Here is a 13,750-nt window from a genome sequence, read left to right as displayed (position 1 = left end):
TTCCGGCGCTCGTCCCTGGCGAGGCGTTGGGCCTGGCGGCCTACGGCGGCGGGGCAGTCTGAGGCGAGGCGGGGCGGGGCGTGACCGGGGCGCGGGGCGGGGCGGCTAGGCTGGCTTACCGTGCTCGTACTCGTGGTGGACAGCTCGACCCCCGCGGTCACCGCGGCGCTGGTGGAGGTCTCGGCAGACGGCGTGGCGTCGCGGGCGCATCGCTGCACTGTCGACGCCCGCGCGCACGGTGAGCTGCTCGCGCCCCAGGTGGATGCGGTCCTCGCCGACGCGGGCGCGCGCCCGCGTGACCTGACCGCCATCGTCGCCGGGCTCGGCCCTGGGCCGTTCACCGGGCTGCGGGTCGGCCTGGTCACCGCCGCGACCATGGGTCAGGTGCTCGGCATCCCCACGTACGGCGTCTGTTCGCTTGACGCCATCGGCTACCCGGCGGCGTCCGGCGAGGCGGTGCTGGCGGCCAGCGACGCCCGGCGCAAGGAGCTGTACTGGGCCGTCTACGACGGTGCCGGCCAGCGGATCGTCGGGCCCGAGGTGTCCGCACCCGGGGTGGCCGCCGCGCGGGCCCGCGAGTTGGGCGCGACGATCGCGGTCGGTGACGGGGCACACCGGTACGCCGAGATTCTGGACCTGCCCGTTCGGGTCGAGCCGCGCTACCCGGACGCGACGGTGCTGGCTTCGCTCGCCGCCGAGCGGATCCGGGCGGGCGCCTCGAGTGAGCGGCTCACCCCGCTCTACCTGCGCCGCCCTGACGCGGTGGCGGCGACCGGCCGTAAACCGGTCCTGCCGTGACCGCGGTACGGCTCGAACCGTTCCGCTGGTGGCACATTGACGAGGTGCTGCCGATCGAGGCGGACCTCTTCGGTGCCGAGAAGTGGACGCCCGCCATGTTCTGGAGCGAACTGGCCAACCGGCACCACTACCGGGTCGCCATCGACGCGGACGGTTCGGTGCTCGGCTACGCCGGGCTCGCCGGCGTACCGCCCGACGAGGTGTGGGTGCAGGTCATCGCCGTCCGTCGGGACGTCCAGCGGCGCGGCGTGGGCCGCGTCCTGCTGGAGGAGCTGCTCGCCGAGGCGGGACGGCGTGACGCCCGCAGCGCCCTGCTGGAGGTCGCCGTGGACAACGCCGCAGCCCAGCGGCTCTACGCGGCGTACGGGTTCGAGCCGGTCGGGGTGCGGCGCGGCTACTACCAACCGAGCAACACCGACGCGCTTGTCATGCGGCGCGACGCCGAGCTGACCGGGGACGGACCACACGACCATGGCTGACGAACCACTGATCCTGGGTATCGAGACCTCCTGCGACGAGACCGGCGTCGGCATCGTGCGGGGCCACACCCTGCTGGCCGACGCGCTCGCCTCGAGCGTCGAGGAGCACGCCCGGTTCGGGGGTGTGGTGCCGGAGGTGGCCAGCCGGGCGCACCTGGAGGCCATCGTGCCGACCATGGACCGGGCACTGACCGAGGCGGGCGTCACGCTCGCCGACATCGACGCGATCGCGGTCACCTCCGGGCCGGGGCTGGCCGGCGCGCTGCTGGTCGGCGTTGCCGCCGCCAAGGGGTACGCGGTCGCCGCCGAGAAGCCCGTCTACGGCGTCAACCACCTCGCCGCCCACGTCGCGGTGGACACCCTCGAGCACGGTCCGCTGCCCGAACCCGCAATCGCGCTCCTGGTGTCCGGTGGTCACTCGTCCCTCCTGCTCGTCGACGACCTGGCCCGGGGTGTCACCCCGCTGGGCGCCACCATCGACGATGCGGCCGGGGAGGCGTTCGACAAGGTCGCCCGGCTGCTCGGTCTGCCCTTCCCAGGGGGCCCGCCCATCGACCGGGAGGCCCGCGCCGGTGATGCCACCTCGATCGCCTTCCCGCGCGGTCTGACCGCCGCCAAGGATCTCGCGGCCCACCGGTACGACTTTTCGTTCTCCGGGCTGAAGACGGCGGTGGCCCGGTGGGTCGAGGCCCGTCAGCGTGCCGGCGAGCCGGTGCCGGTGGCCGACGTCGCCGCGTCCTTCCAGGAGGCGGTCTGTGACGTGCTGACCAGCAAGGCGCTCGCCGCCTGCCGGGCGCAGGGCATCGAGACCCTGGTCATCGGCGGGGGAGTGGCGGCGAACTCCCGGCTGCGGGCGATGGCCGAGCAGCGAGCCGAGAAGTACGGCATCCGGGTCCGGGTGCCCCGGCCGAAGCTGTGCACCGACAACGGTGCGATGGTGGCCGCGCTCGGTTCGCACCTGGTCGCCGCCGGGGTCGCCCCGAGTCGACTGGACCTGCCGGCCGACTCGGCGCTGCCGTTGACCACGGTCAGCGTGTGAGGGGGCGGCGGACATGATCGTGCGGATGTGGGAGGCGCGCGCCGAGGCGTACGGCGTCGCCGACCTGATCACCTGGGTGTGCGACACCGCCCTGCCCGAATTGGAGCACGACCCGCTGCACGTCTCCAGCGAGGTGTTCTCCTCCACCGACCACCGCGTGGTGGTCATCTCCAAGTGGCGCAGCAACCCCCGCACACTGCCGGAACCACCCGCCCTGTTGGTGGCCCGCGCCCCGCACTCCTGGGACTTCACCCAGGTCGACCGCTGACGCGAGCCACCATCCAGAGTCGTAGCTGACCGGTCAGCTACGGCGCATCATCCGGTATGTGGCGATCCCGCCGGTGCCGAGCGCGGCGAGGAAGACCAGCCAGACGACGGTGCTGCTGACCCCGACCTGCGGACCGGAGTTGGCGGAGGCGGCGGCCAGGAGGCCGTCCTCACCGGGGGCGGGCAGCGCGGCCGGCGGCAGCTCCGGCCAGCGGACCAGGCCGGTGGACTCCAGCATCTGCATGTGATGCGTGACGAAGGCGGTGGCGTCCTCGCAGAGCTTGCGGACGGTGGCGTCCCGGGTGCTGGCCCGTACGGCGCTGATCACCGGGAGAATGGCGCCATGAGCGACCCGGAGGCGGGTCACGAAGATCTGGTCGAACCGGGCGCCGGAGGCGTCCTTCATCTCCGTCAGCCAGCCTTTTTGTTGGGCCGTCGGCTCGCTCGGGATGCTCGCGCCCAGCTTGTTGGCCGCCTCGACCACGAGTTCATCGAGCTTCTGGTGCTCGCCGGCGATGCCGGCGCCGATCTCCCGTACCTTCGCCGACTGTCCCTTCTCGGCGGCCATCTGGCCGGCCGGCATCTCCCACAGCCCGGCCAACCGCACCCCGTTGAGCAGTGTCATGTCGGCGGCGTTGAGCTGTCGCCCGCCGGCGGGGGCGGCGATGGCCGCGCCGGGTAGGACACCGACCCCCGCGATGATCGCGATGAGCAGCATCGCCGCTCGGTGGGTCCGGGTGCCCAGTCGGCGATGGGCGGATCTGAGCGGTGCCATGTCTGTGGTGCCTCCTCGGTCCGGACCGAACGCGTCTGGACCGGGCAGCCGCGCCTTGCCGGTTGCCCGTCCGCCCACTGGTACGGGCTGATCGCGCGATCAGTTCATCGTTGAGCGACCCGGATCCGCGGCTGACAGCGAGCAACTCCAGATCCACGCCGGACAGCGTAGGAATCAGCCCACGTCGAGGGGATCGGCGAGGAGCCGTTCGAAGGCCAGCTCGGCGGCACCGATCAGGGGTGCGTCGGTCCCCAGCTTCGGCGTGCGCAGCCGCACGTGCTCCAGGCACGCGCCGAGCGCGTTCGAGTTGAGCCGGCTGCGGATCTGGGCCGCCGCGGCGAGGTAGAGATCGCGCATGGTTCCGCCGAAGATGACCATCTCCGGGTTGAAGACGTTCACCAGGTTGGCCACCCCGAAGCCGAGCCAGTCGCCGGCCTGGCGGACCGCCGTCTGAGCCACGGCATCCCCCCGGTCGGCCGCGTCGAAGACCTCGAGCAGCGCGTCACGGCCCCGGGCGTCGGAACGTCCGGCGGCGCGCAGCAGGCCGCGCTCGCCGATCTCGGTCTCCCAACAGCCCCGGGAGCCGCACTCGCAGGGCCTGCCGTCGCGGACCACCTTCATGTGGCCGACCTCGCCGCCGTACCCACCGTGCCCGGTCAGCCGACGCCCGCCGGCGATGATGCCGGCGCCCACGCCGACGTCGCCGTACAGGTAGAGCACGTTGTCGCAGCCCGCCGCCACACCTCGTGCGTGCTCGGCGAACGCGGCGACGTCGGCCACGTTGCCCACGGTGATCGGTACGTCGATGCCCAGCTCGTCGGCGAGGGCCGCGCCGATCGGCTCGTCCACCCAACCGGTGGTGGGGCCGAGCCGGACCAGGCCGTCGTCCCGGCGGACCATCCCGCACACCGCGACGCCGGCACCGACGCAGATCGCGTCCGTCGGCACCACCTGCTGCATCTCCTTGACCACCCCGGCCAGCAGCGGCGCGGCCTCCGCCGCCAGCAGGCCGCGCGGCCGGTCCAGGTCCCGGCGGTCCAGGACCGCGCCGCCAAGCCCGATCCGTGCGGCGCGCAGTCGGTCCACCTCCACCGAGTACGCGTACGCGTAGACCCGGGCCGATTCGGGCCGGACGACGAGTGACGGTCGTCCGGCCCGGCCGGTCTCCTTCGGTGCTCCCTCGCTGACCAGCCCCACTGCGGACAGGTCGGCGGTGAGCGCGCCGATGGTGCTGCGGTTGAGGCCCAGTGTGGTGGTCAGCTCGGCACGCGTGGTCGCCCCGTGGACGTGCACGTGCCGCAGCAGGGCACCGAGGTTCTGCCGTCGGACGTCATCCTGGCTCGGTCCCGGGCGCATGCTGGTGCTACCTCCCGCGCGGTCAGCGGGTGCCGGTGGCTGCCGCGCGCCGGCGGGAGAGCGCGTCGACGCTCGCGGCGAGCAGCAGCACGACGCCGGTGACCACGTACTTGACTCCCGCGCTGTACCCCATCAGGCCCATCCCGTTTTCGATGACCGCGACCACCGCGCCGCCGAGTACGGCGTCGAGGACGCGGCCCTTGCCACCGAAGAGGCTGGTGCCGCCGATCACCGCCGCGCCGACCGCGTAGAGCAGTACGTTACTGCCCCCGGTGTTCGGGTCGACCGAGTTGGCCCGGCTGGCCGCCACGATGCCGCCGATGGCTGCCATCGACGAGCAGATCACGAAGACGGAGATCCGGATCCGGTCGACTCCGATGCCGGCCCGGCGGGCCGCTTCCCGGTTGCCGCCGACGGCGTAGATGTGCCGGCCGTAGCTGGTGCGTTGGAGCACGAAGGTCCAGATGACAAGCAGCACCGCGATGATCGGCACCACGATCGGCACACCCTTGAGCGAGACGATGAGGACGTTGCGGCTGCGCTCCAGGTTGAGCACGTACACGGCGGTGCCGAGGATGACGGCGAGCCCGCCGATCCGCAGCGCCACCACCGCGATCGGGTCGGTGATCAGACCGCGGGCCGCCCGGTTGCGGTGGCGTAGCAGTTGCACCGCCGCGTAGCCGACGACGGCGACGGCGGTCAGCGCCCAGCCCAGCGCGGGGGCGAGGTTGCGGTTGGCGATGGCGACCAGCACCTCGTCGCGGACGGAGATGTTGGTGCCCTCCTGCACGAGCAGCAACACGACGCCCTGGAAGGCGAGGAAGCCGGCGAGAGTGACCACGAAGGACGGAATACCGATCTTCGCGACGAGCATGCCGAGCGTGGTGCCGATGATGACACCGGTGGCGACCGCGGCGAGGACGGCGACCCACCAGGGGTAGCCGAGCACGGTGACCACGTTGGCCAGCACCGCCGCGCAGACACCGCTGGCGAAGCCGGCGGAGAGGTCGATCTCGCCGAGCAGCAGCACGAAGACCAGGCCCATCGCGATCAGCGTGACCGCCGCGCCCTGGGTGAAGAGGTTGGCGAAGTTGCCTGCCGACAGGAACGACGACGGCCGCATGACCGCGAAGACGGTGCAGAGCACGATCAGGCCGAGCACGGCTGGTAGCGCGCCGACGTCGCCACCGCGTACCCGGCTCACGTAGTTGCGGACGTGGCTCCCGACGGTCGGCGGCGGTGTGACGGCCGCCGGGCCGTCCTTGCGCACGGCGGTGGTGGTCATCGGACGCCTCCTGAGATCGAGTCGGCCGGCTGCGGGCCGTCGCCGTTGCCGCCCGGGTCGGTGGCGAGGCCGTGGCCGCCCGAGCGCCCGGCGGTGATCAGCTCAACCACCTGGGCGTGAGTGATGTCGGTGGTCTTCACCTGGGCGACCATCTGGCCGAGGTACAGCGCGGCGATCCGGTCGGAGACGGCGAAGACGTCGTTCATGTTGTGCGAGATGAGCACCACTGCCAGGCCGTTGTCGGCGAGGCGACGGACCAGTTCGAGGACCTGGGCGGTCTGTGCCACGCCCAGGGCGGCGGTCGGCTCGTCCAGGATGACGAGCCTGCTGTTCCACAGCACCGCCTTGGCGATGGCCACGGTCTGGCGCTGACCGCCGGAGAGGCTGGAGACGTGCTGGCGAAGCGAGGTGACGGTACGGATGGAGAGCCCCGCCAGGGTCTCGGCGGCGAGCTGTTCCATTGTCGGCTCGTCCAGGACGATGCCGCTGCGCTTCTCCCGACCGAGGAACATGTTCTGCACGATGTCCAGGTTGTCGCAGAGCGCGAGGTCCTGGTAGACGACCTCGATGCCGAGCGTGGCGGCGTCGCGGGGACTGCCGATGTGGACCGGTTCACCGTTGAACAGGACCTCACCGGCGTCGGTGGGGTGGATGCCGCTGATGCACTTCACCAGGGTCGACTTGCCGGCGCCGTTGTCGCCGACAAGTGCGGTCACTTCGCCCGGGTGGACGCTCAGGGCGACGTCGCGGAGCACCTGGACGGGACCGAAGCTCTTGTCGATCCCGCGGAGTTCCAGCAGGGGAATCGCGGACACGGGGTCTCCTTCTTAAGGGAGGGTCGGGGCCCGTCCGGCGGGCGCCGCCCGGCACGGGAGGGTGCTCCCGTGCCGGGCGGCGATGGTCGTCCCGGCGGGTACTGCGGCGTCGGTCAGCTGATGCCGGCGTCGGCGCAGAACTTGGCGTACGCCGCGGTGCAGACCTGCTCCTTGGTCGCGTAGCCGTCGGCGATGACGTCCTTGACGTTGTCCTTGTAGATGGCCTTCGGGGTGAGCAGCACCGAGGGGACGTCGCGGTCACCGTCCTTCACCGACTGGCCGGTGTCCTTCTTCTCGCCCTTGGCCAGCGCGATGGCCAGGTCCGCAGCGGCCTTGGCCTCTTCCCGGACTGCCTTGTAGACGGTCATGCACTGGTCACCGGCGAGGATGTTCTGCAGGCCCTCCACGCTGGCGTCCTGCCCGGTCACCGGCACCTTGCCGTTGATTTTGTTCTTCTTCAGGATCGAGATGGCGGCGTTGCCGAGAGTGTCGTTGGCGGCCAGTACGCCGTCGATCTTGCCCTTGGTCGCGGTGAGCTGCTGCTCGAAGATGGTCGCGGCGGTGGGGCCGTCCCAGCCCGGCACGGCGTCGTCCGGGCCCTTGGTGTATTCCTTGGAGTCGAACTTCGGCTTGAGCACCGAGTCGTAGCCGGCCTTGAACAGGGTGGCGTTGTTGTCGGTGGGCGAGCCGTTCAGGTACGACACGACAGGGTTCTTGACGCCCTTCTCGGTCAGGCACTTCGACAGGCCCTCACCCTGGAGCTTGCCGACGACCTCGTTGTCGAAGCTGACGTAGTACTGGGCGGAGCCGCCCAGGGTGAGCCGGTCGTAGTCGATGGTGGCGACGCCCTGCGACTTGGCCTTGTCGAGCACGGCCTTGCCGGTGCCGGAGTCCAGGTTGACGATCATCAGGGCGGTGACGCCGCTGGTGATCATCTGGTCGGCGATGGTCTGGAAGGCGGCCTTGTCGTTCTGGGCGTTCTGAATGTCGGACTGGACGCCGGCGGCCTTGAACGCCTCCTCCAGGAAGCGACGGTCCGCCGTCTCCCAGCGGGGGGAGGACTTGCTGTCCGGGAGGATCACGCCGATCTTGGGAGTCTTCTTGGAGTCGGTCGAACCAGAGCCGGAGTCGTCGCCGCAGGCGGTCAAGCCGCCGGTCGCGAGCAGGCCCACGGCGGCGATGGTGAGGATCCCCTTACGCATGTGCAGGGTCCTTTCGGAGGTGGGGGAGGTGTTGTTTTGTTGTGTCCGGCAACGTATTTCGCGTCACACCGGCTCCACAAGACCGCGCAGGTGCCTAGTTTGTTGGGGGCGATAACAATTCAGCAACGCGACTGTTACTCCCCGGGTATCCCACCGGGGAGTCGACGTAACGAGAGTCGTCAGCGGGTCTGATCGGGACGGCGCTAGCCGACCGGCTCGCCGATCAGCACCGTCGGTGCACCGTCGACCCGGGTGAGCACCAGACTCGCCGACTCGGCCCCGGCCAGCCGCAGGTCCCGGCGGAGCTGCTCCGGGGTGAGCGCCGAACCACGCTTCAGGATCTCCACCCGGCCCACCCGACGCTCGCGCAGCAGCGCCCGCAGTCGCTTGAGTGAGAACGGCAGCACATCGGTGATCTCCAGGCAGCGCGCGTACGGGGTGCGGATCGGCCTGTCGGCGTAGAGGTAGGCGATGCTCGGGTCGCCGAGCGTGGCGTCCAGTTCGGTGGCCAGTTCGGCGAGGAGGTGCGCACGGACCACCGCCGGGTCCGGGTCGTACAGGTAGCGGCGTGGCGGCCCGACCGGCGCCTCGGCGGCACCCGAGCCGGTGAGCTGATGGCTGCCCTGCTGGCGGTAGAGGGTGGCCCGGCGGGGCACCTCCGCCAGGTCGCCGCACCAGAGCGCGGCCTCGACCAGGTCGCCGTCCACGCCGACCCACTCGGCTTCCGCGCCGGCCGGAATGAGCGCGTGGTCCAGGCCCGGCGCCACCTTCACGACGGTGCGCGGCACCCGCTCGGCCAACCCGGTGACGAAGTCCCACGGTGGTGAGTAGGCGCGCGGGTCGAAGATCCGTCGCCCGGTGCCGGTCGCGCGGCGGGCCGGATCGCAGAAGACCCCGTCGACACCTGACACGTCGAACCCGGTCGCGTCGCCGCACTCGACGGTGAACAGCGCGGCCAGGCCGGCCGCCTCGGCGTTGGCGGCGGCCATCGCCGCGGTCACCGGGTCGGCCTCCACGCCGTACACCCGGATGCCGGCGCGGGCGGCGGCCAGCGCGTCCGCCCCGAGCCCGCACCCGAGGTCGGCCAGGGTGTGGACGCCGGCCGCCGACAACCGGGCGGCGCGACGGTCGGCGACCACCCGGCGGGTGGCCTGCTCCAGACCGGGGCGGGTGAGGAACATCGCAGCGGCGGCCGGGCCGAACTTGCCGACCGCCCGGTGCCGCAGCTCGGCCTGGGTGAGCGCCGCCGCGGCAAGCGTCGGCGGCACCCCGGCCGCGCGTAACGCCGACGCCGCAGCCAGTGGATCACCACCGGCCAGCCCGGCCGCCGCCGCGAGCGCGGCCGACCCCTCGGGGGTACGCAGCGCCGCCAGCTGATCGAGATCCACCCGGCCATTGTCCCGTCCGGCTCGGAAAACTTGGCTGGCGGGGCGCGACGCGCTGGCACTCTCCTTGACGGAGTGCTAGCCACGGAATAACCTGCGATTAGCACTCTCACCCTGAGGGTGCCAGCTTCCGGGTCTCGCGACCCGGGTGCGCACGCCAGGCGGACCGGCACCCGCGACGACGGCACCGCCCGGTGGCATGAGGCAGATTGACGCTGGTCAGCCCCGCTGGCCAGCAACGAAACCAGTACCCCAGGAGGGTATGCCCGTGACTACCGCGACCAAGGTTGCGATCAAGCCGCTCGAGGACCGCATCGTGGTCCAGGCGAACGAGGCTGAGACCACCACGGCGTCGGGCATCGTGATCCCCGACACCGCCAAGGAGAAGCCGCAGGAGGGCACCGTCCTCGCTGTGGGCCCGGGGCGCGTCGACGACAACGGCAACCGGGTTCCGGTTGACGTGCAGGTCGGCGACACCGTCCTTTACTCGAAGTACGGCGGCACCGAGGTCAAGTACGCCGGCGAGGAGTACCTGGTGCTCTCCGCCCGCGACGTCCTCGCGGTCATCGAGAAGTAAGCAACCGATCAGTTCCAGTGCCCCGGTCCGGCTCGCCGGGCCGGGGCACTGGCGCTTCGAAGGGACATTAATGGCGAAGATCCTGAGCTTCTCGGACGACGCCCGACACCTGCTTGAGCACGGTGTCAACGCCCTCGCGGACGCGGTCAAGGTCACCCTCGGCCCGCGCGGGCGCAACGTCGTCCTGGACAAGAAATTCGGTGCGCCGACGATCACCAACGATGGTGTGACCATCGCCAAGGAGATCGAGCTCACCAACCCGTACGAGAACCTCGGCGCGCAGCTCGTCAAGGAGGTGGCGACCAAGACCAACGACGTCGCCGGCGACGGGACCACCACCGCGACCGTGCTGGCCCAGGCGATGGTCCGCGAGGGTCTGCGCAACGTGACCGCCGGGACCAACCCGGCCGGCCTCAAGCGGGGCATCGACGCGGCGGCCGTCAAGGTCTCCGAGGCGCTGCTCGGCAAGGCCGCCGAGGTCACCAGCAAGGAGTCGATCGCGAACGTGGCGACGATCTCCGCACAGGACTCCACAATCGGCGACCTGATCGCCGAGGCGATGGAGCGGGTCGGCCGCGACGGTGTCATCACCGTCGAGGAGGGCTCGATGCTCACCACCGAACTGGACGTGACCGAGGGTCTCCAGTTCGACAAGGGCTTCATCTCGCCGAACTTCGTCACCGACCTGGAGGGCCAGGAGTCCGTCCTCGAGGACGCGTACATCCTGGTCACCACCCAGAAGATCTCGGCGATCGAGGAGCTGCTGCCGCTGCTGGAGAAGGTCCTGCAGAACAGCAAGCCCCTGCTGATCATCGCCGAGGACGTGGACGGCCAGGCGCTCTCCACCCTGGTGGTCAACTCGCTGCGCAAGACCCTCAAGGTCTGCGCGGTCAAGGCCCCGGGCTTCGGTGACCGGCGCAAGGCCATGCTCCAGGACATCGCGATCTCCACCGGCGCCGAGCTGGTCGCCCCGGAGCTGGGCTACAAGCTCGACCAGGTCGGCCTGGAGGTGCTCGGCACCGCCCGGCGCGTCGTGGTCGACAAGGAGAACACCACGATCGTCGACGGCGGCGGCCAGAAGTCCGACGTCGCCGACCGGGTGGCCCAGATCCGCAAGGAGATCGAGGCCTCCGACTCCGACTGGGACCGGGAGAAGCTGGCCGAGCGGCTGGCGAAGCTCTCCGGTGGCATCGCCGTCATCAAGGCCGGCGCCGCCACCGAGGTCGAGATGAAGGAGCGCAAGCACCGCATCGAGGACGCCATCGCGGCGACCAAGGCCGCGGTCGAGGAGGGCACTGTCCCCGGCGGCGGCGCCGCCCTGGTGCAGATCCTCTCCGTGCTCGACGACGACCTGGGCTTCACCGGTGACGAGAAGGTGGGTGTCTCGGTCGTCCGCAAGGCGCTCGTCGAGCCGCTGCGCTGGATCGCCCAGAACGCCGGTCACGACGGCTACGTCGTGACCCAGAAGGTCGCCGACCTCAAGTGGGGCAACGGCCTCGACGCCGCCAAGGGCGAGTACGTCGACCTGGTCAAGGCCGGCATCATCGACCCGGTGAAGGTGACCCGCAACGCGGTCACCAACGCCGCCTCGATCGCCGGTCTGCTGCTCACCACGGAGAGCCTCGTGGTGGAGAAGCCGGAGCAGGCCGAGCCGGCCGCCGGCGGCGGGCACGGCCACGGTCACGGCCACCAGCACGGCCCGGGCTTCTGATCCGGTAGCAACACCCGTTCCGGGGCGCACCGCCGTCAGGCGGTGCGCCCCGGCTCGTTCCTGCGGGCTGCCAGGTCATTACCGAACGCTGACGTTGTTGGCGACCGGGCGAGATGATCGCGCACACTGGGCCGATGAGCACCACGTCACGGCGGTACGCCGCGCTGGCCGGAATCACCGCCGCCGCCGTCGCGATCGGCATCGCCGAACCGGTCGCGGTGTTGACCGGCCCCCGGTCTGCGCCCCTGGTCGCGGTCGGCGGGGTGATCGTCGACGCCGTCCCCGAGCCGCTGAAGCAGTTCGCCATCGACCTCTTCGGCACCGCCGACAAGATCGCCCTGCTGGTCGGCACGGCCGCGCTGCTGGCAGGCTTCGCCGCGCTCCTCGGCGTACTGGCGATCCGCCGACTGGCCGTCGGGCTGGCCGGCATCGGCGCGTTCGGCGCCATCGGCGTTGCCGCCGCGTTGACCCGCTCCGGCGCCGACCTCGCCGACGCACTGCCCTCCCTTGTCGGCGCCGGCCTCGGCGCCCTGGTGCTCTGGCTGTTCATCGCCGGGCCGTTCGAGCTGAACCCCTGGTCCTGGTCACCGCCCACACCGCCGGCTGGCCCCGGGTCGCCTGCTGGTCCCGGGTCGCCTGCTGGTCCCGGGTCGCCTGCTGGTCCCAGGTCGCCGGGGCAGTCGGTGCCGGTGTCTCCGGCGGGGCCGGTGCCGGTGACCCCGGCCGGACCGACGGCGGCGATCGAGTCGAGCGGGCCTGACGAGGTGGACCCGGAGTCGCGGCGGCGGTTCCTCACCGGCAGCGGAGCGCTGCTCGGCACGGCCGTGGTAGCCGGCCTCGGCGGGCGCTGGCTGGCAGGTCGGCGCGGCGTGTCCGCAGCCCGCGACGCGATACGCCTGCCCGCGCCGGTCGCTCCCGCACCGGCCGTGCCGGCGGGCGCGGACCTCAAGCTCGCCCAACTCGCGCCGTACGTCAGCCCGAACTTCGGGTTCTACCGCATCGACACCGCGCTGGTGGTGCCGCAGGTCGACCCGGACACCTGGCGGCTGCGGATCCACGGGCGGGTCGGCAAGGAACGCACCTACAGCTACGCCGAACTCCTGGCCCGACCGCTCGTCGAGCGGTACGTCACGCTGGCCTGCGTCTCCAACGAGGTGGGCGGTGACCTGATCGGCAACGCCCGCTGGCTCGGCGTACCCCTGCGGGAACTGCTCGACGAGGTCGACCCTGACGACGACGCCGACCAGGTCGTCGGTCGGTCGGTGGACGGCTGGACCTGCGGCACCCCCACCGCCGCGCTGCGCGACGGACGAGACGCACTGCTGGCCGTCGGGATGAACGGTGAGCCACTACCGGTCGAGCACGGCTTCCCGGTCCGAATGGTGGTGCCGGGCCTCTACGGCTACGTGTCAGCCTGCAAGTGGGTGACCGAACTTGAGCTGACCCGGTTCGCCGACTTCGACGCGTACTGGATCCCGCGCGGCTGGTCCCGCGAAGGACCAATCAAGACCCAGTCGCGGATCGACACACCCCGCAGGCGCAACCGGCTGACCGCCGGGCCGGTGACCGTCGCTGGCGTGGCGTGGGCGCAACACCGCGGCATCAGCCGAGTCGAGGTACGCGTCGACGGCGGCCCGTGGCAGCAGGCCGCGCTGGCCCCGAGCGTGTCGGTGGACACCTGGGTGCAGTGGTCCTGGCGCTGGGACGCCACGCCGGGCGAGCACCGGCTCCAGGTCCGAGCAACGGATGCGACAGGCGAAACCCAGACCGAACGTACGCAGGACGTCGTCCCGGACGGCGCCACCGGCTGGCATACGGTCCCCGTCAACGTCCGCTGACCCACGTCACGGCGTCGCCGCTTCGCGGGTGGGTGGGTCGTGTCCGTGGCCTGCCTTGGGGCCTGCGCGACTGTCCTCCGAATCGAAGGACCGGCGGACAGACCTTTGGTACCCCGGACCGTGCCCGCAGATCTTGGACAGTTTCCGTTCTGTGCGGACGGTAAGTGTCCAAGATCTGTAGGTGCGGTGCGGTGCGGTGCGGTGCGGTGCGGTGCGGTGCGGT

Annotated in this window: 13 protein-coding genes; 7 read left to right on the top strand and 6 right to left on the bottom strand. The window is 71.3% G+C overall.

The features are described 5' to 3' along the window. Positions 1–120: 120 nt before the first annotated feature. Genes tsaB through AB0C15_RS28465 form a run of 4 tightly spaced genes read left to right on the top strand, consistent with a single transcriptional unit; the run spans position 121 to position 2,584 of the window. Complete coding sequence (gene tsaB / locus AB0C15_RS28480; protein WP_357357022.1) at positions 121–798, top strand: tRNA (adenosine(37)-N6)-threonylcarbamoyltransferase complex dimerization subunit type 1 TsaB; 678 nt, start codon at positions 121–123, stop codon at positions 796–798. Next, positions 795–1,277: a ribosomal protein S18-alanine N-acetyltransferase gene (gene rimI, locus AB0C15_RS28475; protein WP_357357020.1), complete on the top strand. Its 483-nt coding sequence runs from the start codon at positions 795–797 to the stop codon at positions 1,275–1,277. The genes tsaB and rimI overlap by 4 nt, the downstream gene beginning before the upstream one ends. Beyond that, on the top strand, positions 1,270–2,316 hold the full coding sequence (tsaD, locus tag AB0C15_RS28470) for a tRNA (adenosine(37)-N6)-threonylcarbamoyltransferase complex transferase subunit TsaD (RefSeq protein ID WP_357357018.1): 1,047 nt from the start codon (positions 1,270–1,272) through the stop codon (positions 2,314–2,316). The genes rimI and tsaD overlap by 8 nt, the downstream gene beginning before the upstream one ends. A 13-nt stretch (positions 2,317–2,329) precedes the next feature. Next, positions 2,330–2,584, top strand: a complete 255-nt coding sequence (locus tag AB0C15_RS28465) for a hypothetical protein (protein WP_357357016.1) — start codon at positions 2,330–2,332, stop codon at positions 2,582–2,584. A gap of 33 nt (positions 2,585–2,617) precedes the next feature. Here AB0C15_RS28465 and AB0C15_RS28460 read toward each other — a convergent pair whose 3' ends face one another. The 6 genes from AB0C15_RS28460 to AB0C15_RS28435 all read right to left on the bottom strand — a co-directional run bounded on the left by AB0C15_RS28460 (position 2,618) and on the right by AB0C15_RS28435 (position 9,404). Further along, positions 2,618–3,358, bottom strand: coding sequence for a DUF4142 domain-containing protein (locus AB0C15_RS28460; RefSeq protein ID WP_357357014.1), 741 nt, complete (start codon positions 3,356–3,358; stop codon positions 2,618–2,620). A 174-nt stretch (positions 3,359–3,532) separates the two neighbouring features. Then, on the bottom strand, positions 3,533–4,714 hold the full coding sequence (locus AB0C15_RS28455; RefSeq protein ID WP_357357012.1) for an ROK family protein: 1,182 nt from the start codon (positions 4,712–4,714) through the stop codon (positions 3,533–3,535). Between the two features lie 22 nt (positions 4,715–4,736). Further along, positions 4,737–5,999, bottom strand: coding sequence for an ABC transporter permease (locus AB0C15_RS28450; RefSeq protein ID WP_354888800.1), 1,263 nt, complete (start codon positions 5,997–5,999; stop codon positions 4,737–4,739). After that, the gene (locus AB0C15_RS28445; RefSeq protein ID WP_357357010.1) at positions 5,996–6,814 is read right to left on the bottom strand and encodes an ATP-binding cassette domain-containing protein; all 819 of its coding nucleotides are present in this window, start codon (positions 6,812–6,814) and stop codon (positions 5,996–5,998) included. Before AB0C15_RS28445 ends, AB0C15_RS28450 begins: the two co-directional genes overlap by 4 nt. A 113-nt stretch (positions 6,815–6,927) precedes the next feature. Beyond that, on the bottom strand, positions 6,928–8,016 hold the full coding sequence (locus tag AB0C15_RS28440) for a substrate-binding domain-containing protein (RefSeq protein WP_357357008.1): 1,089 nt from the start codon (positions 8,014–8,016) through the stop codon (positions 6,928–6,930). Positions 8,017–8,219: 203 nt separating this feature from the next. Beyond that, the gene (locus tag AB0C15_RS28435; RefSeq protein ID WP_357357006.1) at positions 8,220–9,404 is read right to left on the bottom strand and encodes a methyltransferase domain-containing protein; all 1,185 of its coding nucleotides are present in this window, start codon (positions 9,402–9,404) and stop codon (positions 8,220–8,222) included. A gap of 259 nt (positions 9,405–9,663) precedes the next feature. On the opposite strand from AB0C15_RS28435, the gene groES reads away from it, so the two are divergent. The 3 genes from groES (at position 9,664) to AB0C15_RS28420 (ending at position 13,527) form a co-directional block, all read left to right on the top strand. Beyond that, on the top strand, positions 9,664–9,978 hold the full coding sequence (gene groES / locus AB0C15_RS28430) for a co-chaperone GroES (RefSeq protein ID WP_030330046.1): 315 nt from the start codon (positions 9,664–9,666) through the stop codon (positions 9,976–9,978). A 70-nt stretch (positions 9,979–10,048) separates the two neighbouring features. Then, positions 10,049–11,689 (top strand): chaperonin GroEL, encoded by a 1,641-nt coding sequence (gene groL, locus AB0C15_RS28425; protein ID WP_357357004.1) that lies wholly within the window; start codon positions 10,049–10,051, stop codon positions 11,687–11,689. A 134-nt stretch (positions 11,690–11,823) separates the two neighbouring features. Continuing rightward, positions 11,824–13,527: a molybdopterin-dependent oxidoreductase gene (locus AB0C15_RS28420; RefSeq protein WP_357357002.1), complete on the top strand. Its 1,704-nt coding sequence runs from the start codon at positions 11,824–11,826 to the stop codon at positions 13,525–13,527. Positions 13,528–13,750: the final 223 nt, after the last annotated feature.

This window comes from Micromonospora sp. NPDC048835, from assembly GCF_040649995.1.
Lineage (GTDB): Bacteria > Actinomycetota > Actinomycetes > Mycobacteriales > Micromonosporaceae > Micromonospora.
The sequence above is the reverse complement of the archived record's forward strand: the minus strand, read 5'-3'. Positions and strand labels throughout refer to the sequence as shown.

What these genes read in the sequence shown, in the direction of transcription:
- tsaD (WP_357357018.1), top strand. Translation starts at nt 1,270, where the DNA reads ATGGCTGACGAACCACTGATCCTGGGTATCGAGACCTCCTGCGACGAG.
- AB0C15_RS28465 (WP_357357016.1), top strand. Translation starts at nt 2,330, where the DNA reads ATGATCGTGCGGATGTGGGAGGCGCGCGCCGAGGCGTACGGCGTCGCC.
- AB0C15_RS28460 (WP_357357014.1), bottom strand. Translation starts at nt 3,358, where the DNA reads ATGGCACCGCTCAGATCCGCCCATCGCCGACTGGGCACCCGGACCCAC.
- AB0C15_RS28455 (WP_357357012.1), bottom strand. Translation starts at nt 4,714, where the DNA reads ATGCGCCCGGGACCGAGCCAGGATGACGTCCGACGGCAGAACCTCGGT.
- AB0C15_RS28450 (WP_354888800.1), bottom strand. Translation starts at nt 5,999, where the DNA reads ATGACCACCACCGCCGTGCGCAAGGACGGCCCGGCGGCCGTCACACCG.
- AB0C15_RS28440 (WP_357357008.1), bottom strand. Translation starts at nt 8,016, where the DNA reads ATGCGTAAGGGGATCCTCACCATCGCCGCCGTGGGCCTGCTCGCGACC.
- groES (WP_030330046.1), top strand. Translation starts at nt 9,664, where the DNA reads ATGCCCGTGACTACCGCGACCAAGGTTGCGATCAAGCCGCTCGAGGAC.
- groL (WP_357357004.1), top strand. Translation starts at nt 10,049, where the DNA reads ATGGCGAAGATCCTGAGCTTCTCGGACGACGCCCGACACCTGCTTGAG.
- AB0C15_RS28420 (WP_357357002.1), top strand. Translation starts at nt 11,824, where the DNA reads ATGAGCACCACGTCACGGCGGTACGCCGCGCTGGCCGGAATCACCGCC.